General features: G+C 55.7%; 22 protein-coding genes. 5 read left to right on the top strand and 17 right to left on the bottom strand.

What is annotated here, in order from left to right; genetic code table 11:
- Positions 1 to 36: 36 nt before the first annotated feature.
- From ACFSW5_RS05390 to ACFSW5_RS05360, 7 genes are read right to left on the bottom strand one after another with little or no spacing between them, the layout of a single operon-like run.
- Positions 37 to 1,050 (bottom strand): SAM-dependent methyltransferase, encoded by a 1,014-nt coding sequence (locus ACFSW5_RS05390; protein ID WP_379271013.1) that lies wholly within the window; start codon positions 1,048 to 1,050, stop codon positions 37 to 39.
- Positions 1,051 to 1,099: 49 nt separating this feature from the next.
- Positions 1,100 to 1,447, bottom strand: coding sequence for a cyclic-phosphate processing receiver domain-containing protein (locus ACFSW5_RS05385; RefSeq protein ID WP_379270387.1), 348 nt, complete (start codon positions 1,445 to 1,447; stop codon positions 1,100 to 1,102).
- A 3-nt stretch (positions 1,448 to 1,450) separates the two neighbouring features.
- Positions 1,451 to 2,284 carry a deoxyribonuclease IV gene (locus ACFSW5_RS05380; protein ID WP_379270386.1) on the bottom strand — a complete coding sequence of 278 codons (834 nt, stop codon included), beginning with the start codon at positions 2,282 to 2,284 and terminating at the stop codon, positions 1,451 to 1,453.
- A gap of 7 nt (positions 2,285 to 2,291) precedes the next feature.
- Positions 2,292 to 3,104 carry a DNA-formamidopyrimidine glycosylase gene (mutM, locus tag ACFSW5_RS05375; RefSeq protein WP_379270385.1) on the bottom strand — a complete coding sequence of 271 codons (813 nt, stop codon included), beginning with the start codon at positions 3,102 to 3,104 and terminating at the stop codon, positions 2,292 to 2,294.
- Between the two features lie 7 nt (positions 3,105 to 3,111).
- Positions 3,112 to 3,945: a TIGR01457 family HAD-type hydrolase gene (locus ACFSW5_RS05370; protein WP_379270384.1), complete on the bottom strand. Its 834-nt coding sequence runs from the start codon at positions 3,943 to 3,945 to the stop codon at positions 3,112 to 3,114.
- 1 nt (position 3,946) lies between these two features.
- Positions 3,947 to 5,359 carry a ribonuclease H-like domain-containing protein gene (locus tag ACFSW5_RS05365; RefSeq protein WP_379270383.1) on the bottom strand — a complete coding sequence of 471 codons (1,413 nt, stop codon included), beginning with the start codon at positions 5,357 to 5,359 and terminating at the stop codon, positions 3,947 to 3,949.
- Entirely contained in the window at positions 5,356 to 7,641 is a 2,286-nt protein-coding gene (locus tag ACFSW5_RS05360; protein WP_379270382.1) for a DEAD/DEAH box helicase, read from the bottom strand. The genes ACFSW5_RS05365 and ACFSW5_RS05360 overlap by 4 nt, the downstream gene beginning before the upstream one ends.
- Positions 7,642 to 7,841: 200 nt before the next feature.
- Between ACFSW5_RS05360 and ACFSW5_RS05355 the strand changes: the two genes are divergently transcribed.
- Both ACFSW5_RS05355 and ACFSW5_RS05350 read left to right on the top strand, forming a co-directional pair.
- Positions 7,842 to 8,129 (top strand): autorepressor SdpR family transcription factor, encoded by a 288-nt coding sequence (locus ACFSW5_RS05355; RefSeq protein WP_379271011.1) that lies wholly within the window; start codon positions 7,842 to 7,844, stop codon positions 8,127 to 8,129.
- Positions 8,119 to 8,754 carry an SdpI family protein gene (locus tag ACFSW5_RS05350; protein WP_379270381.1) on the top strand — a complete coding sequence of 212 codons (636 nt, stop codon included), beginning with the start codon at positions 8,119 to 8,121 and terminating at the stop codon, positions 8,752 to 8,754. Before ACFSW5_RS05355 ends, ACFSW5_RS05350 begins: the two co-directional genes overlap by 11 nt.
- Positions 8,755 to 8,919: 165 nt before the next feature.
- On the opposite strand, the gene ACFSW5_RS05345 is transcribed toward ACFSW5_RS05350, so the two are convergent.
- Positions 8,920 to 11,826 (bottom strand): family 10 glycosylhydrolase, encoded by a 2,907-nt coding sequence (locus tag ACFSW5_RS05345; RefSeq protein ID WP_379270380.1) that lies wholly within the window; start codon positions 11,824 to 11,826, stop codon positions 8,920 to 8,922.
- Positions 11,827 to 12,172: 346 nt separating this feature from the next.
- On the opposite strand from ACFSW5_RS05345, the gene ACFSW5_RS05340 reads away from it, so the two are divergent.
- Positions 12,173 to 12,382 (top strand): small acid-soluble spore protein Tlp, encoded by a 210-nt coding sequence (locus ACFSW5_RS05340; protein ID WP_379270379.1) that lies wholly within the window; start codon positions 12,173 to 12,175, stop codon positions 12,380 to 12,382.
- 81 nt (positions 12,383 to 12,463) lie between these two features.
- Here the strand turns inward: ACFSW5_RS05340 and rnz are convergent, their stop codons facing one another.
- Positions 12,464 to 13,399 carry a ribonuclease Z gene (gene rnz, locus ACFSW5_RS05335; protein ID WP_379270378.1) on the bottom strand — a complete coding sequence of 312 codons (936 nt, stop codon included), beginning with the start codon at positions 13,397 to 13,399 and terminating at the stop codon, positions 12,464 to 12,466.
- A gap of 184 nt (positions 13,400 to 13,583) precedes the next feature.
- Positions 13,584 to 17,024 (bottom strand): methionine synthase, encoded by a 3,441-nt coding sequence (metH, locus tag ACFSW5_RS05330; protein ID WP_379270377.1) that lies wholly within the window; start codon positions 17,022 to 17,024, stop codon positions 13,584 to 13,586.
- Positions 17,025 to 17,169: 145 nt separating this feature from the next.
- Between metH and ACFSW5_RS05325 the strand changes: the two genes are divergently transcribed.
- Complete coding sequence (locus ACFSW5_RS05325) at positions 17,170 to 17,715, top strand: 1,2-dihydroxy-3-keto-5-methylthiopentene dioxygenase (protein ID WP_379270376.1); 546 nt, start codon at positions 17,170 to 17,172, stop codon at positions 17,713 to 17,715.
- A gap of 97 nt (positions 17,716 to 17,812) precedes the next feature.
- On the opposite strand, the gene ACFSW5_RS05320 is transcribed toward ACFSW5_RS05325, so the two are convergent.
- The 4 genes from ACFSW5_RS05320 to ACFSW5_RS05305 form a co-directional block, all read right to left on the bottom strand.
- Entirely contained in the window at positions 17,813 to 18,601 is a 789-nt protein-coding gene (locus ACFSW5_RS05320) for an HAD family hydrolase (protein WP_379270375.1), read from the bottom strand.
- A gap of 39 nt (positions 18,602 to 18,640) precedes the next feature.
- Positions 18,641 to 19,069 (bottom strand): hypothetical protein, encoded by a 429-nt coding sequence (locus ACFSW5_RS05315; RefSeq protein WP_379270374.1) that lies wholly within the window; start codon positions 19,067 to 19,069, stop codon positions 18,641 to 18,643.
- Between the two features lie 171 nt (positions 19,070 to 19,240).
- On the bottom strand, positions 19,241 to 19,429 hold the full coding sequence (locus tag ACFSW5_RS05310) for a DUF896 domain-containing protein (RefSeq protein WP_379270373.1): 189 nt from the start codon (positions 19,427 to 19,429) through the stop codon (positions 19,241 to 19,243).
- 240 nt (positions 19,430 to 19,669) lie between these two features.
- Complete coding sequence (locus ACFSW5_RS05305; RefSeq protein WP_379270372.1) at positions 19,670 to 20,038, bottom strand: LysM peptidoglycan-binding domain-containing protein; 369 nt, start codon at positions 20,036 to 20,038, stop codon at positions 19,670 to 19,672.
- Between the two features lie 158 nt (positions 20,039 to 20,196).
- Between ACFSW5_RS05305 and lexA the strand changes: the two genes are divergently transcribed.
- A complete protein-coding gene (gene lexA / locus ACFSW5_RS05300) occupies positions 20,197 to 20,817 on the top strand; it encodes a transcriptional repressor LexA (protein WP_379270371.1) in 621 nt (206 codons plus the stop codon).
- Positions 20,818 to 20,984: 167 nt separating this feature from the next.
- Here lexA and ACFSW5_RS05295 read toward each other — a convergent pair whose 3' ends face one another.
- The 3 genes from ACFSW5_RS05295 to ACFSW5_RS05285 form a co-directional block, all read right to left on the bottom strand.
- Positions 20,985 to 21,179: a hypothetical protein gene (locus ACFSW5_RS05295; protein WP_379270370.1), complete on the bottom strand. Its 195-nt coding sequence runs from the start codon at positions 21,177 to 21,179 to the stop codon at positions 20,985 to 20,987.
- 791 nt (positions 21,180 to 21,970) lie between these two features.
- Positions 21,971 to 23,299, bottom strand: a complete 1,329-nt coding sequence (glnA, locus tag ACFSW5_RS05290) for a type I glutamate--ammonia ligase (protein ID WP_379270369.1) — start codon at positions 23,297 to 23,299, stop codon at positions 21,971 to 21,973.
- A gap of 194 nt (positions 23,300 to 23,493) precedes the next feature.
- On the bottom strand, positions 23,494 to 23,907 hold the full coding sequence (locus ACFSW5_RS05285; RefSeq protein ID WP_379270368.1) for a MerR family transcriptional regulator: 414 nt from the start codon (positions 23,905 to 23,907) through the stop codon (positions 23,494 to 23,496).
- Positions 23,908 to 23,990: the final 83 nt, after the last annotated feature.

Genomic DNA, 23,990 nt, shown 5'->3' with positions numbered 1-23,990 from the left:
CCCCTGCCTGTCGGTCTGCCGGGCAACTTGAAATCACTATTTCTTGATTAAAAACAAAGTAATTTCCTCCCGGTTATGAAACAGCTGCTTCGCCCGCTCCACCTTAAAACAGGCTTCGAGCTTCGCGATCACTTCCCTGATCGTCTGCAGCGGCTTGCGGTGCATCAGCTTGATCGTAATGATCGCCGTCGCTTGCGGCATAAGCGATTGCTGCAATTCCAGCACGAGCTTGACCATCTGCATCGGGCTCCAGCTCATATCGCATACGAGCAGATCGAACGCGTTCGACCCGAATTTGACTTCCGAAGCGTTCCGCTTCAAATAGGCCAGCTTCGGGTGCCCTTTCAGCGATTCATGAAGCTCCGCCGGATCGATCGCCGTCACCTGCAGCCCGCGTTCCAGCAGAAGCGAAGTCCAGCCGCCCGGCGCAGCCCCGATATCCAGTGCGGAGCGGTAGGCGGACAAGTCCAGCCCAAACGTCTTCTCCGCTTCGAGAAGCTTGAATTTCGCCCGGGAAATTTGACCTTCCTCGCGTTGAAACCGGATCGCGCCGCCCGGCCAGTCCGACAGCATCTCATCCGGCGTCCCGATTCCGGCATACAGCTTGTCCGCTGCTGCATAAACGGCGAATATAAGTTCGGGCTGCTGCAGCACAAGCTCCGAATCCAGCGCTTCAAACGAAGGCCGAAGGGCGTCTTTCGTTTCAGCCGGGGTATAAACGAAGTTCGAGACCGGACCTTTCCGCACATGGACGGACACATTTTTGCCGGCGAGCCTTTCCTTGTTATCGTAAACGATGGCGGCCAAGCCGGACAAGTCGGATTCGTCCCCTTTTATTTCCAATTCCTGTTCGACAGGCTGCACATGCCGCAAAAAAATAGGCGGCTTGGCCGCTATAAGCTCCCGTACGTCTTGCTTGTCCGACGCCGCTTCGAACAGAAACGTCTCGCCGGCGGCAAGCTGCGAGAATGTCCCGCCGTCCAGCAGCCTCCTTAACTCCTCTATCGCGTACGGCGAATAGCCGCGGTTAGCCGTACCAATCCAGCGCATCAATATTCTGTACCTCCCAATAAGTTCAAGCCGTAAGATTCATGTCCGATCAGCGTTCCTGTTGGACGCCGTTTGCGATTTCGAGCAGCAGCGGGTCGGGGATCATGCCGTTCGACAGCTTCACGTCGAGCGGAGCGCCGGCGGCCAGCATGGCGTACATTTGCATCCTGCCCTGCGCGCTGGAGGAATGCATGTAAATTTGGCGCGGATATTTGCCCGTCTCCGCAATATGCCGGGCAACCTCCAATCCCGTCGGCTCTCCCCAGCCCAAGTCAAAATCGAGCGACAATATGCCGATTTCTTCGGAATCGAGCAGCAGCTTGCATTCCTCCGCCGTGCGCGCAAGCACAAAGCCTTTGGGACATCTCCGGTAATCGTCCAAATATACATGGATCATGCCTTAGTCCCCCCATCTCCGCATGAATGTCAACTGTTCGCCGTATGTGCCGTCCCGGCCAGGCGGCGTTTCCAGAATGAACGGCACATGCCGCAGCTCCGGTACGGAAAGGAGCCATTTCAAGCCGCTTTCGCCGATGTGCCCTTTTCCGATCTCGGCATGCCGGTCCCGCTTTTGCCCGCACGGAAACAAACTGTCGTTATAATGAATAACGGCGACACGTTCGAGCACGCCCAGCGATTTCGCTTTATCGAGCCAAGCCGCCCCGGTGTCCCCTTGCCACAGTCCGCTGGCGAACATATGGCATGTATCGAGGCAAAAGCTTAGCTTCCCCGGATCGTCGCATAGCCGGCGGATTTGGGCAAGCTCCTCGATCGTCGTCCCCATGAACGTATGCTCGCCCGACTGGATTTCGATTAACAGCTTCGCTTTCCCGTCCCACTGTTCGGTTACGCTATTGAGGCAAGCGATGATCCGCTTATAGCCGTCAAGCGGATCCGGTCCTTTGTAAACGCCGAAATGGACGACGACGCCAACGGACCCGCAATGCTCCGCAATGTCCAAATCGTTCAGCAACGACGGGACGACCCGGTCCCGCCGGTCTTTGTCCGACGACGCCAAGTTCGTCGGATAAGGCGTATGGGCGACCGATACGAGGCCAAGCTCCTTGCAGATCGCCCCGCATTTGGCCGCATCCCGCTTGTCGAACGATTTGATCGCAAGGCTTCTCGGGTTTTTCGGAAAATATTGAAACGCCGTCAATCCTGCCGCGGCCGCCGCTTGCGCCGCCTGCGCATAACCGCCCCGTATGCTGACATGGTAACCGAACGGGCGCATCGGCAGCCTACTCCTTCTGGCAGCCCGGGCACAGATACGCCTTGCGGGAAGCCACTTCGATCTGCTCGATCGTACCGCCGCAGCGGCCGCACGTCTCGCCGGCCCGCTCGTACACCTGGAATACCGATTCGTAGCCTCCGGTCAATACGTCCGTCGCCGTCAGCGGCTGGTCCATGTATCCGCCTCTTGAAATCGCTTCCTTTAGCACACTATGCATGGAACGATGTAAACGTTCCCAATCCTCATCCCGCAGCAAAGGAATTTTGGCGTCGGGGCGGATGGACGCGGTGTAGGCGATTTCGTCGGCATAGCAATTGCCGATGCCTGCAATGACATGCTGATCGACAAGCGACGCCTTCAGCGAACCGCGCTTCTTGTCGAACAACGCCGCGAATTTCTCGCTCGTAAGCCGCTTATCGAACGGGTCGGGCCCAAGCTTCGACAGCGCTCCTTCCACTTCCTTCACGCTGAGCAGATGGAGATGACCCAAACGCAGCCCCATGAAGTACAGATTGCCCTTGTCGAACCGGAGCGTCACTTGGGCCGTGCGGTCGGGCTTGTCCTCTTCCCGGCCGAAAAACAAAAATCCGCCGAGCATCAAGTGAAGCTCCAGCCGCTTCCCGTTGTCCAGATGGAAAATCAAGTGCTTCCCGCGGCGTTCGACGTACCATACCGTCCTGCCCGTCAATTGCTCATTGAAAGCTTCGGGAGATACGTTTATCGATTTTTCCCTCGTCACTTCCGTGCCGGTGATGACCGTTCCGGCAATTTGCTCGTTCAACAGTTTTCGATACGTTTCCATTTCCGGCAATTCCGGCATGCCATGTTCATTCCTTCCGTTGCTTCATACTCTCGATATAAGCCATTATGTACGATTGCAGCTCATCCAAATCATGACAAACGAGATCGGGCTCGCAGCCCGCTTCCTTTGCGTAGCGTTCGTAATTATCCTTGGTCGTCAATCCCGTGAGCACAAGAGCCGTTCCGCAGCCAGCCGCTATGCCGGCGGCGATGTCCGTTGCCATATTGTCGCCGACGACCCAGGTCTCTTCCGCCCGCAGCCCCAGCTGCTCCAGCGCAAAATTCATCAATACGGGGGAAGGCTTGCCGATCACGACCGGTTCCCGTCCCGTCGCGGCGCGCAGCATGGCTCCGATCGTCCCCGCTCCCGGAAGAAGTCCTCCCTCCGACGGAAGCAGCAGGTCGGGATTCGTCATCACGTAGCTTGCCCCTTCCCGTATATAGCGAACGGCCGAAGCGATACGGGCATAGGTCAGCTCCCGGTCGATGCCTTGCAGCACATAGTCGGGCTTCTCCTCCGTCAGCCGCAATCCGGCTTCGCGCACCGCTTGCCTGAGCCCCGCTTCGCCGACGACGAACACCGACGCTCCCGGCTTCTCTTTCGATATATATTCCGCGGACGCTTGCGCGGACGTGCACACCTCGGACGGCAGCGCCTCGACTCCCATGCCGTTCAATCTGGCGGCGACCGTCTCCGGCGCGGCCGTCGAATTGTTCGTCACGAACCGGAACGGCAGTCCGGCGGCGCGAAGCGCGTTCACCAGGCGATCCGCTCCTTCGATTCGGATATTCCCGTGGTACAATGTCCCGTCCAAGTCGATCAACAGCCCGCGCATCCGGGCTTTATTCTCATTTATCATCTTATGCTCCCCCTTGCAATGCCGCCCCGGCCCCCTTGCCGTCCGCGCCCGGCGCAAGCTTGCCGTTTTTGCGGTGCAGCCGGTCAAGCCGTTTGCGGAGCGCGTCGAGCTCGGCCCGGCGCTTCGGGTTGCGCTTGCCCGCAAGCGGATGGCTGAGAGCAAGTTCCAGCGCTTCTTTCGTATAATGAAGCGCGAGCTCTATATTTTTGGCTTTGTGCTCGTAATACATCGCAAGCTCCGTGTACGCTTCGTAAAACGTCGTTCCAAGCCTCGATTCGCAATGGATGGCCTTCTGCCACAATAACACAGCCCGCTGCCAATTTCCAGCTTTCTTGTCCCGTGCCGCAAGAAGCAGCAAAGCGCCGGAATCGATCCGCCCGGAGCGTTCGGCGGCGGCGAACATCGCTTCGGCGTTCTCCGCCCTGCCCATTCGCTCCAGCCATAGGCCGGTGCGGACAAGCTCCTCCCCTTCTTCGGGCAGCGGCAAGCCGCTGCCGCCGTCTCCGGCAAGCAAATAGCCGAACCGGACGGCAAGGCAAGCAAGCGACAGCATATCCGTTTCGTTATGGCGGAATACGCCTTCCACCGTCAGCGGATTGCCGTCGGCCAGAAATTGAAAATAAAGCTGCGGCGCGAGCGATCCGGGCACGTCGTCCTCTCTTACGATGCCAAGCCGTTCCTCCTCGACACGGCTAAGCTTGCAGGACGGAAGCGTGTTGCGCCAAATGCTGCGCGCCGGATGCAAGAAATCGAGGTGCAGCGGCTCCCACATCCGATTACGGTAACCGTTTAAAATAAGCCGGTTCTGCACGACCGGCCAGTCGAACGTTCTCCCGTTGTAGGTCGCCAGATAGCGGAACGATTCGAACAGTTCCCGCAAATAGAACAGCATCGCGTACTCCTCGGCGGGATGCCGGATAAGCGCTTGTTCGACGGTAAAGCCGTCCTGCCGCCAGTAGGCGATGCCAACCATAAATGGCACGTTGCCGGTACCGACGCCAAGCCCCGTCGTTTCCAAATCGAGAAACAAGATTTGTTCCGCTTCCACCGTCTCGCCGGGATGAAAAGCGGCCAAATGGCCGGCCGTCTCCGACAGCTCCGCAAGGCGATGCGTCCCGTGCCGGAAAGACGGTGGATAAACGATGCGCCGCAGCAAAAACTCCCCGGCCTCGCTCCGGACAAGCTTTACGCCAAGGCGCTCCCATTCCGGGCCAAGACTTTGCTCTGCAGCCTGACGAACCTTCCGTGCCTCATCCGTGCCTGGGCCGGTCCCGGCGCCGGGCACATCCGATTTCCCGTCGCCTAATGCCGACGGATCGGGCATAGCCTGCCCGCCGGCATCCGTCGTCCCGCGATCGGCATTCCCGCCGCCGGAGCCGCGAAGCCGCCCCATCCGCTCCCGCAGCCCGCTCATCGCGCCCCTCCCGCCTCTTCGAGCAGGGCGAGCGCCTGCTGCTTGCCGAGCAGCCCGACTTCTTCGATCGGGCCGACGCAAGCCGGACAGCCGCTAAGGCATGTGCACGTGCGGATCAGCGATTTCGCTTGGTTCAGCAGCTCGTCGTGCACCTCGTACAGCCGTTCGCTCAGCCCGATGCCGCCCGGATACCGGTCGTAGAAAAAGATGGTAGGCTTCTGCGTATGCACGGCTTTCACCTGCGGCACGACCCGAATGTCGAACGGATCGCACATCAGATAAAGCGGCGCGATATGGACAAGCACGTTGGCGATGCCGAGCAGCGCGAATTGCATCTCGTTTTTGCTTCTGCCTTCCGCCGCTTCGTCGCTGAAAGAAAACCAATAGCTGCTCGTATGAAGCTCCTCCTCGGGGAGATGGATCGGGCCGCTTCCGATGTTCTCGTGCGTGCGGAGCCGGATTTTTTTGAAAATCGTAGGCTTCGAGTTGACGGTAACTTCGCCGTATTGACGATGCAGCGCGCCGGTCACCGCTTCTTTGTCCACATGGAGCACCTTCAGCTCCACGGCCAGATTCGCGTCCGTATAATAATCGACGTTGACCTCCCGGACGTACGCTTTCTTCTCCGGATAGTCAAGCTTCTCCACCTGATATTGGACGCCCTCGTGGATATAGATCGCTTCCTCGTGGATTAACGTCGGCGCGCCGAAGCGGTCGACCTCGCCCAGAACCCGGCTGCCGTTCGATATATCGATAATGATAAAATTCTCCTGTGCGGCGGAGCGGAGCGAAATGTTGTGGGCCGGGAACGACTGCTCCATCCAGAACCAGCGGTTGCCCGCTTTATGCAGCACTTTCTCCTCGACGAGAAACTCCATCATGTCCTCCAGCCTTTCGCCGCCGAACGTTTCGCCCGCTTCGAACGGCAGCTCGTACGCCGCGCATTTGACATGATCGATCAGTATAAGAAGATTATCCGGATGGATAAGCGCCCGCTCGGCCGGCCGGTTGAAGAAAAAGTCCGGATTCTGAATGATATATTGGTCAAGCGGATTGCTGCTGGCGACCAGGAACGTCACGGAGCTGCCCTGCCTCCGCCCGGCCCGGCCCGCCTGCTGCCAGGTGCTCGCGATCGTTCCCGGATAACCGTTGAGCACGCAAGCCTGAAGCTGTCCGATGTCGATACCGAGCTCAAGCGCGTTCGTGCTGACGACGCCGCGGATTTGCCCGCTCCGCAGTCCTCTTTCGATCTCGCGCCGAAGCTTCGGCAAATAACCGCCCCGGTAACCCCGAATCGTCGGCGCCTCCAGCTTGTCCTTGATCAGCTCCTGCAAATAGGTGAGCAGCAGCTCGACGCGGACGCGGCTGCGCGCGAACACGATCGTCTGAATGCCCTGCTTAAGCAGCATGGCCGCCAGCTTCCTCGTCTCCAGGACGCTGCTGCGGCGGATGCCGAGCTGCTTGTTGACGACGGGCGGGTTGTAAAAAACAAAATGCTTCTCCCCCATCGGCGCGCCGTTATTGTCCACGAGCCGGACGGATTCGCCGATCAGCCTCTCCGCATGCTCCTTCGGATTGTCGATCGTCGCAGAAGCGCAAATAAATTGCGGACTCGAGCCGTAGAAACGGCAAATTCGCTTCAACCGGCGAAGCACGTTAGCGACATGGCTTCCGAACACGCCCCGGTAGGAATGAAGCTCGTCAATGACAATATATTTCAAGTTCTCGAACAGCTTGACCCATTTCGTATGATGCGGCAAAATGGCCGAATGCAGCATATCCGGGTTCGTGACCACGATATGCCCCGCGTTCCGGATCACCTGCCGGACGGTCGGCGGCGTATCGCCGTCATAGGTATGCGTCTTGATGTCGACGTCCATCGCGTCCGCAAGCTCTTGTAGCTCCGCGACCTGATCCTGCGCCAGCGCCTTGGTCGGAAACAAATAAAGCGCCCTGCCCTCTCCGTTTTCAAGCAACGACTGCAGCACGGGCAGATTGTAGCACATCGTCTTCCCGGAAGCCGTCGGCGTCACCGCCACGACGTGCCTGCCTTCCCTGACGGCGGCATACGCTTCCCCTTGATGCGTATACATCCGGTTAATGCCTCGTGAAGCCAGCGCTTCCTTCAGCTTCGGGTGCATGTCCGCAGGCATGTCGGCATAACGCGCTTCCTTCGCTTCGATCGTTCTCCAATATGTAACGTTATCCATGATCTCCGGGTCCTGCTTGAGCAGCTCGAGCCACTCTTCCAGTCCGGAAGCTTTCCCCGTCCAGCGGTTCACGGCCTCTCTCCCCTTCTTGCTTAACCAAATATGTACCTGATTGTAATACTCATTCTACAGAATACATGTTCGTACCGCAAATGGTTTATTTTCCTTCCGCTTGAAGTTGACAGCCTCCCCAGCAAGCCGCTATACTGTTATTAAACATTTAGATAATTATCTAAATATCAAATATTGGAGAGGAATACTCGTTCATGTCGATCAATCAAGCATTCAAGGCGCTGTCGGACCCGACCCGGCGCCAAATATTGGATTTGCTCAAGGAAGGGGACATGACCGCCGGCGAAATCGCCGACCATTTTCAAATGACGAAGCCCAGCATCTCCCACCATCTGAACCTGCTGAAGCAGGCGGAGCTGGTATGGGACGAACGGCGGGGGCAGCATATCGTCTATTCTTTAAATACGACCGTATTTCAGGAGCTGCTCAAATGGATCGCGTCGCTGCAGCAATCGAAAAAGGAAAGGATGGATTCGAATGAAAACTAAATGGTGGACCTGGATCATGCTGGCGGCCGGCATCGCGGCCGGTCTGATCGTTTACCCGGACATGCCGGACCGGCTTCCCGTCCATTGGGGGATAAGCGGAGAGGCGGACCGCTTCGCGGACAAGACGGCCGGCTTGTTCCTCCTCCCGGGAATCGCGCTTCTGCTCTCCCTTTTTATGGAGGTATCGGCCGGATTGGAAGCGCGCAGGAAGCACGGAGAAGCCAATCTCCCCAATATGTACATCATCCGAAACATTGTCGTCCTCGGGCTCATGCTGCTTCAAGCCTATGTCATTTATTTCGGCTATGGCGGCCAGCTCCCCATTAGCAAGGTAATGGCCATCGTGCTGGGACTGATTTTTATTGTGACTGGCAATTATATGCCGAGGCTGCGCCCGAACCGTTTTGTCGGCATCCGTACGCCTTATACGCTGTCGAATCCCGATGCGTGGCGCAAGGCGAACCGGCTCGGGGGCATGCTGTTTGCGGCGGGCGGCGCGCTGATGCTGCTGACGCTGGCGCTTCCGACCCAGCTGCAGACGAACGTGCTGCCGGTCTTGATCGTACTGACTGCGTTGTCGCAGCTTTACGCCAGACTGAAGGCCGGCAATGCTCCCAAGCCTTAAAACGGACGTGCAGGCTTTCGCCGCCGCTTCGACGGCAGGCGCGGAACCGGCCCCCTCCCGCCCATCTCAAGCCCGCTAACGTTCGTATCGCGCTTCGGCTGACAGCCTCCGCATATGAATAACAAACGCCCGGCCCGCTTGCAAGCGGATCGGGCGTTTCGCTTTTCAGTCGATCCGTACCGCGATGGAGTCGCTGAGCTCGCTTTCGCGGTGCAGCCGGCTTACCGCCGTTACGGCATACGTATAAGTCCGGCCCTCGAGCGCTTCGGTATCGGTAAAGGTTTGGATCGGACCGTCAACCGCGCGCACGGTTGCGATCAGCTGCGCAGCGTCGTCCGGGTCTGGCTTGCGGTCGCCTTCCGTCCGGTAAATCGCGTAATAAGCCGATTTCTCGTTGCCGTGCTCCTTCCATTTCAGCTCCGCTTGGCCGTTGACGCTTTTCGCTTGAATCAAATTCGGGGAGCCGGGCGTCTCTCCCGGCAGCCAAGGCATATCCGGCACAAGCGCGGGCGTCCGGTACATGTCCGCAATCCGGTCCCGGACCGACAGAGGATTCGCGAGCAGATGGGACGAGCTGAAGAAGATGCTCCCCGCAACTCGGCCGTCCTGATCGCGGTTGAACCTGAGCTGGGCCGGCAGCTGATCGGGCTGCGTCCAGTTCGCTTCGCCCACCCGGTAGGCGGCTTGACCGATGTACAGATGGACCGGATGCGGGCCGGACCCGTCGTTTTCCCCGTTGATTTCTTTGGTCCACCAATCGATCAGCTTCTCGTAAGCGGCCGCGGAATACCCGAAATGCCAATAGATTTGAGGCGCGATATAATCGATCCAGCCCTCCTTGATCCACGTTCGAGTATCGGCGTACAGGCCGTCGTAGTTTTGCTGGCCGTTCGTGTCAGAGCCGGTAGGGTCGGTGCTTTTGTTCCGCCATATGCCGAACGGGCTGATGCCGAATTTGACGTACGGCTTCGCCTCCTTGATTGCATCGTGAAGCCCTTCGACGATCGAGTTTACGTTCGCCCTGCGCCAATCGGCGAGCCCGAGCGTCCCTCCGCCTGCCCGGTAAGCATCGTATTGCTTGCCATCGTCGAACGGCTCGTTCCCCGGATAAGGATAAAAATAATCGTCCATATGAATGCCGTCGATATCGTAATTCTCGACAATTTCTTTCACGCCGCCGATGATGTAGTTTTTGGCCTCGGGCACGCCGGGATTGAAATAAAGCTTGCCTCCGTTCGCCACGATCCAATCGGGATGGAGCCGCGCGGGATGATCGGGAGAAAGAGCGTTCGGGTCGGCCTGCATGCTGACGCGGTACGGATTGATCCAGGCGTGGAACTCGATATTGCGCTTATGCGTTTCTTCGATCATGAACGCAAGCGGGTCGTAGCCGTCAGAAGGAGGCTGTCCCTGCTCGCCCGTCAACCAATGCGACCACGGAAAATATTCCGACGGATAAAAGGAATCGCTTGTCGGGCGGATTTGTACGAATACGGCATTGATGCCGGTCTCGGCCAACCGGTCGAGCAGCGAAACGAAATCTTGCCGCTGCCGCTCGGGATCGGTATCGCCTTTCGCCGGCCAATCGATATTCTCGACCGTAGAAATCCAGGCGCCGCGCAGCTCGCGCTTTACGGGAGCGGCAGCGCTTGTCACCACGATCATCTGCCGGGCGGTTTTCCCATCGGCCTCCGCCGTTACCATTGCCGTCCCCGGCCCGGCCGCCGTAATGACGCCCGTCGTCTCGTCAATCGAGGCGACTAGCGGATCGCTGCTGGAGAAGCGGACACCCTCCGTTATTTCTTTTTTGCCTTCGACTTTATAATCTCCGATTACTTTGGCCTGCACCGGCTCTCCGCCGACGATGGCCGAGAACACGTTCGCGATTTCGATGCTTTTCAACTCTCCGGATTTCACCTCCACCGTATAACCGAACTCGCTCCCCCGGAACGAGGCCTTGATTTCCGCCGAGCCGGGCGCGACCGCACGAAGCTCGCCCCGGACAAGCTCCGCAACCTCATCCGGAGACACTTCAAAGCGGGTTTCCGCCGTAACCTCTGCAGGTTCCCCGCCGTCAAATACGGCATAAGCCTTGAGCGGCGCCGTTTCTGTGACGACTAACGAAAGCGGGCCTTCGATTTGAATAAAATCCGGCTGCGGCGGCTCCTCGGTAACGTCTAACCGGTATATTTCTTCATATTCCCCCCGATAGACCGCTTTCAATTCGGCCGTGCCGGGGCCGACCGCCGTCACTTTACCGTCCGCTTCTATCGTCGCCACACTTTCGTCGCTGCTCGAATAGACCGCTTCGCCGTCAGCCGATTCCGGTTCGGCGTCTCCTTTCCGGGTAACCAGAATATCGGCGTAGACCGATTCGCCGACTGCAAGCGGGCGGATTCCGGACCATTCCACGTTGTAAATGTCCGTCTCCTCGTAAATCAAGCTTACCTGATCCACATAGATCGTGCCGGCCGTTTTCGTCCCGGTCTCCACGACGTAAATATAATTCAGCTTATACGGGGCCGAAGCGCCCGCCGGAATGGAAGCGGAAACATATTTCCAGCCGTTTACCCTTTCGCCGCTTCCGGTAAAATCGAGCACATAGGTTGTCCCGCCGGCGCCTTGAATTTGTCCGCGAATCCAGTGAGCCTTATCCTCGCCATAGAGCCAAAAGCCGATTTTGCGCGGATTGCCGGGCAGGTCGCGTCCGTCCGGGCCGGCCGGACTGCGGAATCGGATGTACGCCGCGGAAGTCCCCTCATTGCCGGTAAAATCGTAGTCGAGCCTTCCGGATGACAGTCCGTATTGAACCGGGTACGGACGCTCTGCGGTCGTCAATTCGGCCGAATTGGCCCTGACCGAGGTTACGCGCAAATCGCCGATTTCCTCGAAGTCCTCGATGACTTGCCGCCATTCCGGTCCCGTAGTTGCGGCCGGCGTTTCGCCGGACGCCTCTCCTTCCGTTCCCGCTCCGTGAACCGAAGCCGGCAATGCGGGGAATATAACATTTGCAAGCATGATTGCCGCAAGCGCGGCGCGAGCCGTAAACATCCGCCATCTGACCAATTGCATTCCGGTATCCCATCCTTTCCTCTCTCCCGTTATGAGGAACAAGCCTTTCAAACCCGCTTTCAAACGAGGGGTCTTGCGGAATATGGGCGGCAACTCTCCTTTCCTCCTTCCGTAATTTTATTTCGTCATGGAATAAAATTACGGAATTATTATTCATCATTATATAAAATGCCAAAGAATGCCGTAAAGGGCTTTCCGAACCAAATCGAATAAAGCGTTTTCAAAACCGCTTTTGCCGGACATGCAAGCGGATTGAATAAGAGGAACGCAATAAGGCCATCCTACTCCACCGACGGCAGTTCGGCTGACCGTCTAAACGACTATGCATAAGCAAAGGAGATCGACAATGGCAAAACCGGATAACCGCGCGGACAACGTTCCGCATCTGAAAAAAGCGCTCAAAAATACGGCCGAAAATTTGCGCGAAGCGGAACAGTATTTGGACGAGCATGCCGACGAAATCTCTCCGAAAGAGCTTAACGACGTCATCGAGAAAAACCGGAACCGCCGCAAAAGCATGGAGTCGTTCGAAAACGAAATCGAAGACGAGTCCTAAAGCGCCCGCAATCGGGGAAAAGCCCCTGTCCGTTGCACGGACAGGGGCTTTCACGTATGTCCCGATTCGCAATCGAGCCGGCTATTCGGAGCGCGCCGGCTGCGGAACGCTCAGCTGGTAAAGATCGTAGGCGGCGACGGATTCCGGGAATACGCTTTGCGCCTCCCGCTCCAGCTCCGGCAAGTCCTCAAGCCGGAAACGGGAGCTGAAATGGGTCATTACGAGACGTCCGACCCCCGCCTTTTTCGCTTCGGCAGCCGCCTGCAGCGTCGTGGAATGACCGTAATCGAACGCCTTCTCCTCTTGGCCCGCCGCAAATGTCGCCTCATGCACGAGGACATCGGCCCCCGCCGCAAGCTTCAGCGTATTGCCGCACGGTCTCGTATCTCCGAGTATCGTTACGACTCTCCCCTTAACAGGGGGCCCGACGACGTCGGAAGCGCGAATCACTCTTCCGTCATCCAGCGTAACATCGCCGCCGCCCTTTAATACGCCGTACAACGGGCCGCTCGGAACGCCCAGCTCACGCAGCTTGGCGCTGTCCAGCTTCCCGGGCCGGTCCCGCTCCGTGATCCGATAGCCGTAGCTGTCGATCCGATGGTCCAGCAGCGCTGCCTCGACCTTATATAGTCCATCCTCGTAAACGGTGCCCTCCGAAATTTCCTCGACGATAAGCTCATATTCAAGCCGGGATCCGCTTATGTCCAGCGCGGTCGTTACCATCTTGCGGATTCCCGGCGGTCCGAACAGCTTAAGCGGCTGCTCCGTCTCGAAATACGAACGGCTGCTGAGGAGGCCCGGCAAACCAAACGTATGGTCTCCGTGCAAGTGCGTAATAAAGATCGCCGACAGCTTGCTCAATTTCAACGGCGTATGGAGAAGCCGATGCTGCGTTCCTTCTCCCGCGTCGAACAGCCACAGCTCTCCGCAAGGCTCGGGAAGCTTCAAGGCGATCGATGTCACGTTCCGCTCCTTCGTCGGACGGCCGGCGCCTGTTCCGAGAAACCATAAGTCCATCGTTCCAGCCTCCTTTATGTAATAGGATGTCCGAATATTTTCCTTAACTTTCAAGACGGGGAGAAAATAGAGAGCGTCCTGCAGCCAAGCCGCAAGAGGCTCTCTAAGAGAAAAGCTTCTGCCGAAGCCTATTCGATGAAGGGGCCCGGCTTCAACATTGGATTGGGATCGATCCCAACGCCGGTTAGGCTTTGTCGACGTTAAAATATTGCGCCTGCGGATGGGCGAACACCATCGCCGATACGGACGCTTCCGGTTCCATCATAAAGCCTTCCGTCAGCTCGACGCCGATATCCTCCGGCTTCATCAGCTCGAAGAGCGGCCCCTGGTCTTCCAGATTCGGACAAGCCGGGTAGCCGAACGATACGCGAATGCCTTGGTATCTCGCGCCGAAACGCTGCTTCATCGTCATCTCCGGCGGATCCGGATAGCCGCAAATGTCGCGCATCATATGATGGACGCGCTCCGCCATCCCTTCGGCCACCTCAAGCGCCACCGCCTGCAGCGCGTGCGACCGCAAATAATCGCCTTGGTCCTTCCATTTGTTCGCAAGCTCGCGGACCCCTTGGCCCGCCGTCACGACGAGGAAGCCCACATAATCCATCACGCCGCTTTCGACCGGCTTCAAATAATCGGCCAGGCACAAATACGGTTCGACCTGCTGGCGCGGGAACGAGAAACGTTTGATTACTTCCGTCCGATGAACCGGGTCGTAAATGAGAATATCGTTGCCCGAAGATTGCGCCGGGAAAAACCGGTACATACCGTGAACCTGCAATATGCCCGTTGCGGCCGCTTCCTTCAGAATGGCATCCACCGTTTCTTTCAAGTGAACCGCCTTGTCGTTGCCTTCCTTCAGCAATTGCTCGACGTTCCCTTTCAGGCCGAGATGATGGCCAAGCAGCATCTGCATATTGACGTACGGCACAACCTGAGCGATCGGCACGTTTCGGAGCACATGCCGGTCCAGATCCGGCGGCATATACACCGGCGCGTCCTGCGAAATTTCGGATCGTACGGCGCGGGTAAGCGCCGGCATCGGTTTCGCTTCGTCCTCGGCAGCCGGCCCGTTCGCTTTAAAAGCGGCAAGCTCCTCCTCCATTTCCTTGCGGTAATCCGGATTCATCAGCTTGTTCGCAAGATCCAGCCCTTCCATAGCGTCTTTTGCATACAATACAAGCCCTTCGTATTCCGGAGCGATGCGGGTTTTGGTGAACTTCCGCGTCAAGGCGGCCCCGCCGACCATAATCGGCGCGTCGATGCCCGCATTCCGCAAGTCCTGAGCCGTCACCACCATCTGCTGCGCCGATTTAACGAGCAAGCCGGACAAGCCGATCACGTCGGCTTTCTCCTTGCGGTAAGCTTCGATCAGTTGCTCGGGCGGAACCTTGATCCCGAGATTGACGATTTCGTAGCCGTTGTTCGCCAAAATGATTTCGACGAGGTTTTTGCCGATATCGTGAACGTCGCCCTTTACCGTGGCCAGCATAATTTTGCCTTTGACGGACGACTCGTTTTTCTCCATGAACTGCTCCAGATAGGCGACGGACGCTTTCATGACCTCCGCGCTTTGCAGCACCTCGGCTACGATCAGCTCGTTATTGTTGAAGAGGCGGCCGACCTCCTCCATCCCTTTCATGAGCGGGCCGTTAATGATGTCGAGCGGCGCGTATTTGGCGAGCGCCTCGTCCAGATCGGGAATGAGCCCTTCCTTCGTTCCTTCGACGACATAGGAAGCGAGCCGCTCCTCCAACGTCAGATTGGACGCTTTCTCTTTCTTGGTAACCTTCTTGTCGCGGAAGGCGGCGACGAACGCGGCAAGCGTCTCGTCGTTCGTATCGTACAGAAGCGCTTCGGACAATCTGCGCTCCTCCTCCGGAATCGAAGCGTAGCGCTCAAGCTTCTCCGTATTGACGATCGCGTAATCGAGCCCCGCCTTCGTGCATTCGTACAAAAAGACCGAGTTCAGCACTTCGCGGCCCGCTTCCGGCAAGCCGAACGAAATGTTGCTGATGCCGAGAATCGTCTGGCATTGCGGCAGCTTCTCCTTGATGAGACGAATGCCTTCGATCGTCTCCTTCGCCGACCCGATATACTGCTCATCGCCCGTCCCGACCGGAAATACGAGCGGATCGAAAATAATATCCTCGGGCTGCATGCCGTATTTGTGAACGAGCAAATCGTGGGAGCGCAATGCGACTTCCAGCTTGTCTTCCCTGGTGATCGCTTGGCCGCGCTCGTCGATCGTGCCGACGACGGCCGCTGCGCCGTATTGATGAATGAGAGGAACGACGCGTTCGAACTTCTCTTCCCCGTCCTCCAGATTGATCGAATTGATTATGGCTTTGCCTTGCGAATATTTGAGCGCGAGCTCGATAACCTTCGGATCCGTCGTGTCGATGACGAGAGGCACCTTCACTTTCTTGACGACGAGCTCGAGAAACCGGCGCATATCTTCCGATTCCTCGCGGTCGGGATCCTGCAGGCAGACGTCGATGACGTGGGCGCCGTTTTTCACTTGGGCCCTCGCGATTTCCGCCGCCTCTTCGTATTTGCCTTCGGCGATCAGCCGTTTAAATTTGCGCGAACCGAGAACGTTCGTTCTCTCGCCGACCATGTAAGGCCGGTTCTCCGGCTCGATGTAGACGGCGTCGATGCCGGATACGGCCGGCGGATGCTCCCCTTGCGCCCGGCGCGGCGGATATTTCGCCATCGTCTCGCTGAGCGCCCGGATATGCTCCGGCGTCGTTCCGCAGCAGCCGCCCGCGATGTTCAGCCAGCCCTGCTGGGCGAAAGCCTCCATCTTGCGGGCCAGCGATTCCGGCGATTCGTGGTAATGCCCGTTCTCGTCGGGCAGCCCCGCATTCGGATAACAGCTGATCGAAGTCCGGGCGATATCGCTCAAAGTCCGGATATGGTCGCGCATAAATTCCGGTCCCGTCGCGCAGTTCAGTCCGATCGAAATCGGATTCAAATGCTCCAGCGACACATAAAACGAGTCGATGGCTTGTCCCGCAAGCGTCGTGCCCATCGGCTCGATCGTACCCGAGATCATGATCGGCAGCTCCTTGCCGCTCGTCTCAAACGCTTTGCGAATGCCGATGCTGCCGGCTTTTACGTTCAGCGTATCCTGGGACGTTTCCAGAAGCAAGGCGTCCACGCCTGCTTCGATTAACGCAAGAGCTTGCTCGTAATAGCTGTCGACCAGCTCGTCGAACGTAACGCCGCCCGTAACCGACAGCGTTTTGGTCGTCGGACCAAGAGCGCCTGCGACATAACGCGGCTTTTCGGGCGTCGAATAAGCCTCCGCCGCTTCGACAGCGAGCTTCGCCGCAGCCAGATTAATTTCTCGCGCTTTCTCCGGAATATCGTATTCGGCGAGCACGACGCTCGTCGCCCCGAATGTATTGGTTTCCAGAATATCGGCGCCCGCTTCCAAATATTGCTCATGGATCCGTTTGATGACGTCGGGTCTCGTCAAGACAAGCATCTCGTTGCAGCCGTCCAGCTCTTCCCCGCCGAAATCGTCGGCCGTAAGACCCGCTTGCTGGATCATCGTTCCCATGGCGCCGTCCAATATAAGAATCCGTTCTTTCATTGCTTCTTGAATCGTCGGTTTAGACAAGGCGTACACCCTTCCGCAAAATCGTTAACAATCAGTTTATCAGAATAAACTTGACGTGAAAAGGTAAACCATCGACAATATTACAAGAGTGAGCTATAATTAACAACAATAAAATTTAAATCCTATTGGAAAAGAGGGAATAAAGATGGCGCAAATCCGAATCCGCAACACCGGCGTACGCATCGAAGACGAACAGGAAGTGTTGTCCTTCCTCAACAATCAGAACGTTCTTTACGAGCATTGGGACATGTCCAAGCTCCCTGTCGAGCTGAAAGAAAAGTTCGTGCTTAGCGACGAAGAGAAACAGCAAATTCTCGCAACTTACGACGCCGAAATCAAGGACTTGGCAAGCCGCCGCGGCTACCAAATCTGGGACGTTATTACGCTGTCCGAAGCAACCCCGAACCTGGAGGAGCTGCTCCAGAAATTTGAAGCGGTGCACACCCATACCGAAGACGAAATCCGCGCGATTACGGCCGGCAAAGGAATCTTTATTATTAAAGGCTCCGAGGACGTAGGCTATTTCGACGTCGAGCTCGAAGCCGGCGACGTCATTTCCGTTCCGGAAAGCACGCCTCACTTCTTTACGCTGATGGATAACCGCAAAATTGTGGCCGTCCGCCTGTTTATCGAAAAAGAAGGCTGGATCGCGACGCCGTTCGAAGATCCGGAATTCGTCAGCTCGAAATAATCGATGATGCGAAAAATAAGAAACGGTATCGCCTCTTGGAACAAGAGGCGATACCGTTTTTTGTTGTTGTTCCGTATACAGCCTGCCGTTAGCCTGTCTACCTGTCGAGCAGCGTGAGCAGCTCTTCCAAATGTTTAATTTCATGCGTCGGAACGATCTCCGGGTCGGCCGGCGCTCCATGACGGTTGATCCATACCGAGGTCATGCCGATCGAGTTTGACCCTTTAATGTCGGTCGTCAGCTTATCCCCTACCATCATTCCATGCTCCGGTTCAATGCCAAGCTTCTCCAGCGCATGACGGAAAATGGACGAAGCCGGCTTCCCTTCGCCGAAGTTGCCGGAAATGACGATGTGGTCGAAATAAGGCGCCAATTCGGGAACGCCGTCCAGCTTCTCCTGCTGCAAATCCGGGGAACCGTTCGTAAGCAGCAGCAGCTTATATTCTCCTTTCAGCGCGTCCAGCACGCGGAACGTTTCTTCATATACAAGCGGACGGGAACGCCTTTCGGCGGGGAATTGCTCCGCAAGCCGCCCCCCCAGCTCCGGGTTATCGATGCCGAGAGCCTTCAAGCCTCGTGTCCACGCTTCCTTGCGATAGGTCGGCGCAAATTGCTCGAGCTTGCGGAATTGCTCATGCTCGCCTTTTTTAAACCGTGCCCACAATCCTTCAAACGGATTGATGCCGATCATTTTCGTAAACGGAAAAGCTTCAAACGCTTCGTATAGACTGCGCGCTTCCGCCCGGACCGCTTCCTCCAGCTTCAACGGATCGACGCCCGTCGCTTCGGAGGCGGCGTTGCAGGTGGCGGCAAACGCCTCCTTCACGCTGCGTTCATCCCATAACAACGTATCGTCCAAATCGAATAAAATCGCCTGCTTCGCCATAGTTCCGCAACTCTCCCATTTATGCTGTTAATATCGAATTTATTTCTCAAGCAGCTTGATGTGGTTCGCATTCGCAAACTCCCTCATCCGCGAGGCGATTTCCTCCGTCGGATAGCGGTTCATCCACTTGCTGAATATCCAATTGGCGCCTTTCGACGGCTCGATCATAATCGTGCCTTGGGACAACGTGATCGTCTTGATGTCCGCCGCTCTAAGCACTCTGTCTCTGCTCATTTTTCTCGTTTGGACATAATCTTTGCCTACCGCGAGGTAAGGGCGGCGAAGGAAGAAAAACAACGCAAGCACGATATAAGCGGCGACAGTAACCCACTCCATCGTATTGAACTCCTTCAACGTCATCATCGACAGGATGACATAGAGACCGATAAAGAACAGCAAAAACAGCGGCAGCAGATAGCTTCTGCCGACATAACGGTCAACCTTGGCCGCCCCGGTCGCAATGTGCATCTTGCCTTGCTTCTTTCGCTGTTTGTTTAAAGCCGACATATTTTTTTGGACTTTACGTTCCCACGATCTTGACAATGGACATCCCCCTACTGTTTATCTAAATTGCCGTTTGACGGCGTCATAACCGTTTCGCCAGCTCCCTCCGCCGTTCGAAAACCGATTACGCGTCGTTTAGGACTTCGAATTTCCGTCCCGGTCGTCAACGAATTCGATGGCGTCCAATTGCTGACGGAAATTGCGGCGGAAGTTTTCGAGGTATTTTTTTCTAAGCACGTCGCGCTCCGCCAGCTCGGCTTCGCTAAGCCCAACCGTCTTATGCTTGCGCGACAGCTCGTTGATTCGTGCGATAATTTGCTCCACTCTTACGCTCCTCTCCATGGTGTTAAGAACAGCTTTGCTGCCTTGTCTCTTTAATAAAATACTATTGTCTATTTTGACTTCATGCGAGCTTAATTGTCAAGGCGATGACAGGGCGAATACCTTACACCGAAAAACAAAAACGGCAGCTGTTCTCACATCCTTCCGGTGAGAGAACAGCTGCCGCCGATGCCGTATGCCATTATGAACGTCAACCTTTCGGAACGCTTGGCTCTTCGTCGTTTACCATTCCGGAATAACGATCGTTTGCCCCGGTCGTATGTCGGCCGTCTCAAGCCCATTGCGCTCCTTTAGAAGGAACACGAGCTTGCCGATGTCCTTATGACCGTCGCTATAATGAGATGCGATGTCCCACAACGTATCGCCGGCCGTCACGACGACGACCGTTTCCGACACGCTCGCTTCCTCAACCGTTCCGCTCGCGGCGTTCGTTGTAATCAAAAGGAAACTTGTAAATAATAAAGCGGCCGTCAGCGCGATGACGACAATCCGGATAAGCCGGTTCCCGGACGACAACCATGGCGATTTGACGCGATTATTCGCCTGCTTCTCATTATGTATTGTACGATAAAACGATGGATTCATAATCATTTATATGCACCCCAAACATTTGTTCTGATATGAGAATATCACGAACAAATGTTTGGGTCAATAGGCGATGCGAACTTTTGTGCCCAAGAACTTATGTTTGTACGAACTCCGGTTCTATGCTATAATTTTCTTATCAATATACTAATGGAGTGATTTCATTGTCCAAGCTTTCCAACCGACAGCACGCGATTCTTGATTTTATCAAGAACGAAGTTCGAGATAAAGGATACCCTCCTTCCGTTCGCGAGATCGGCGAAGCGGTTGGCCTCGCTTCAAGCTCAACCGTTCACGGCCACCTGGACCGGTTGGAGAAGAAAGGGCTGATCCGTCGCGACCCGACGAAGCCGCGGGCAATCGAAATTTTGGATCAGGACGATCCGATCGAAGCGATCCGGACGCCCGTTTCGCAAGTGCCGATTGTGGGGAAAGTAACGGCCGGGGTGCCGATTACCGCTACGGAGAACATCGAAGAATATTTCCCGCTGCCTGCGCATTTTGTCGGCGATGACGACGTCTTCATCCTGAACGTCGTCGGCGAAAGCATGATCGAAGCCGGCATCCATGACGGCGATTACGTCATCGTCCGCCAGCAAAGCACCGCATCGAACGGCGATATCGTCGTCGCGATGACCGAAGAAGACGAGGCGACGGTCAAGACGTTTTATAAAGAAAAGGATCATATCCGGCTTCAGCCGCAGAACTCATCCATGGAACCGCTCCGCTTGAAGAACGTCACGATACTCGGCAAAGTCATCGGCCTGTTCCGCGACATTCACTAATCGATTCAACGCTACAACGGTTCGTCTTTCTCCGGGACGAACCGTTTCACGTGCCAGCCTATTAACGGATACTCCGTTCGCCGCAACCATTCCCCAATCGATTATCTCCTTTGAACTTATAGCTTTACTTCGGGAAGACCTCCTCGTCCCCTCCGCCGCCTTACCTCTCATGCCCGCTTCTTTGTTATCAGCTCCATATCGACCACCCCGGACATATTAAATATGCGAATGGCTTTCGCCGAGAAACAGTATGCTTTAAAACGGCCTTCCTTGACCGAAATCACTTTTACATCCCGGATGCTCACCTGTTGTTTCCGGTCGACATAAATAAGCTGTACGACCTTGCCGATATAGTTCTCCACTCCGATCACTCCATACAAGAACGTTTGTTCTTATTATACACCAAACACATGTTCTGTATGCAACAAGAAGAAAACGCCAGTTCGCTTCAGACGTCACTCCTATAAGTGAACAAAAAAACACCTTTGTCGTTGAAATCTATTTGGACTATTGTAAGGCTGTAAAGCAAAACAGAAGCAGCGGAATAGCCAGGAAAGTGTGGATGTGTCGCAACTGAGGTTATTCATGGAGAATTCAAGAGCCGAAGGTTCGAACGCGAACGGCTTCTCAAAAATTTCAAGAGGGTTCGCCGCCGTACGGATAAACTACTCCAAAGTTGAAAAATTAATAATTACAAAAAACAAGAACAACATGATTAAACAAAACCAAATTAGATTTAAAACTAATGAAGCTATGGCATGTTTATTTTTAACAATGATGACTGACAATATTCCAAGGATGATGGATACAAGAGATATAGTAATGCTAAACACGGTGGAGAGAAAGATCGTTAAAAGAGATAAAGCACCGAGAATATAAGATAAACGAACCAACCAGTTCATTGTGACCCCTCTCTCGCCCGCACGACCAGTTGACGTGGTGAAGTTAAATCTATTTCTCCAAATGCTTTGCAGCAAATCCATTTCCACATGGAGTAACCAGACCAATATATCTATTAAGAATGCATGAACCGGCGGCATCTAAACATTTGGGGGCATCACGGGGCTGCAATGGATTCATTGCATGCCACACGAAAATGCCCCCAAACCTCGTTCAACCGCTTCAGAAATTTTGATATGCTATTGCGATGCGATTAATACAGCGTCAAATATTGATCGCGTTCCCATTGATGGACTTGCGTTCTATACATATCCCACTCGATTTCTTTCAGCTCGTAGAAATGCGCGAGCGCGTGATCGCCAAGCGCGTCGCAAATGACTTCGTCGCGCAGCAGCTCGTCGAGCGCTTCCTTCAAATCGACAGGCAAGCTTTGGATGCCGGCATCGGCCAGTTCTTCCTGCGACATGATGTAAATGTTGCGGTCAACCGGCGCAGGCAGCTGCATTTTGTTCCGGATGCCGGACAAGCCTGCTTTCAGCATAACGGCAAGCGCCAAATACGGGTTTGCCGCAGGGTCCGGGTTGCGCACCTCGATGCGGGTGCTCAACCCGCGGGATGCCGGGATGCGGATCATCGGAGAACGGTTGCTCGCCGACCATGCGACGTAGCTAGGCGCTTCATATCCCGGAACCAGACGCTTGTAGGAGTTGATCGTCGGGTTCGTAATGGCCGCCATCGCCCGGGCGTGGCGCAAAATGCCTGCCATGTATTGACGGGCCGTCGCGCTAAGGCCCAGCTTGTCGTTTTCGTCGTAAAACACGTTCTTGCCGTCCTGGAACAGCGATTGGTGGCAGTGCATGCCCGAACCGTTTACGCCAAACAGCGGCTTAGGCATAAACGTCGCGTGCAGGCCGTGTTGTCTCGCAATCGTCTTGACGACGAGCTTGAACGTCTGAATCTGGTCCGCGGCGCGAACGGCGTCCGCATATTTAAAGTCGATTTCGTGTTGGCCAGGGGCTACCTCGTGGTGGGAAGCTTCGATTTCAAAGCCCATCTCCTCAAGCGTCAGCACGATCTCGCGGCGGCAGTTCTCGCCGAGATCCATAGGCGCCAGGTCGAAGTAACCGCCCTGATCGTTCAGCTCCGTCGTAGGCTCGCCGCGGTCGTCCGTCTTGAACAGGAAAAACTCCGGTTCCGGACCGACGTTCATCGCCGAAAAGCCCATTTCTTCCGCTTCTTTCAACACGCGCTTCAAAATACCGCGCGGGTCGCCGGCAAACGGCGTGCCGTCCGGCATGTACACGTCGCAAATCAGCCGCGCTACACGATCCTGCGATACCCACGGGAATACGACCCATGTATCGAGATCGGGATACAGATACATGTCGGACTCTTCGATGCGCACATAACCTTCGATCGAGGAGCCGTCGAACATCATTTTGTTGTCAAGCGCCTTGTCGAGCTGACTGACCGGAATCTCCACGTTTTTGATCGTGCCCAGCAAATCGGTGAACTGAAGCCGGATAAATCTTACGTTTTGCTCTTCCGCGATCCGTTTAATGTCTTCTTTCGTGTAACCCATTTTTTTCATCTCCTTATTCAGCTGCAACTTTTTTCGTTTGCACGGCTAATCCTTCTTATGCTAATCCCATAGCCAAATCCTGTCATACAAGTTAGAAAGAACAACCTTCCGCCTTGCGCAAGAAGCTCTTACGTACCGCGTCATCCCTCGCACGGACCCGCCTTGCCGGTTTCGGCCGCGCCGCCCGAAGCAGCCTATCGCTTGTTGTTCAGGAAACGCGTCAATTGGCCTTGAATAAGCGATGCCTGGCCCGGACGCTTCTCGAGCAGCTGCTGCTTGAGCATTCGGTGAAGCTGCGCGTCCGTAAGCTCCCGACGCTTCACTTCGGATTGCTCGCTGACAACCGTCGCATCCTCGGATTCCTTCGAAACCGGATACATAACTTGCTTGATGCCCGCAATGTTGACGCCCTTCTCGATTAACGATTTAATCTCCAGCAAGCGTTCGACGTCATTAAAAGAGAAAAGCCGCTGATTGCCGGACGTTCTTGCCGGAACAATCAGTTCATGCTGCTCGTAATAGCGAATTTGCCGGGCGGTCAAATCCGTCAGCTTCATTACGATGCCGATCGGAAATAACGCCATATTTCTGCGAATTTCATCACCCATATCGCATCAACCTTCCAGTAGATCTGATATATACGTCCATTGTAACGTCCTGCCAAAAACGTGTCAAGTTGTGTTAGGTTTAA

Origin of the sequence: Paenibacillus thailandensis (assembly GCF_042685365.1) — a bacterium.
Lineage (GTDB): Bacteria > Bacillota > Bacilli > Paenibacillales > Paenibacillaceae > Paenibacillus_AP > Paenibacillus_AP thailandensis.
The sequence above is the reverse complement of the archived record's forward strand: the minus strand, read 5'-3'. Positions and strand labels throughout refer to the sequence as shown.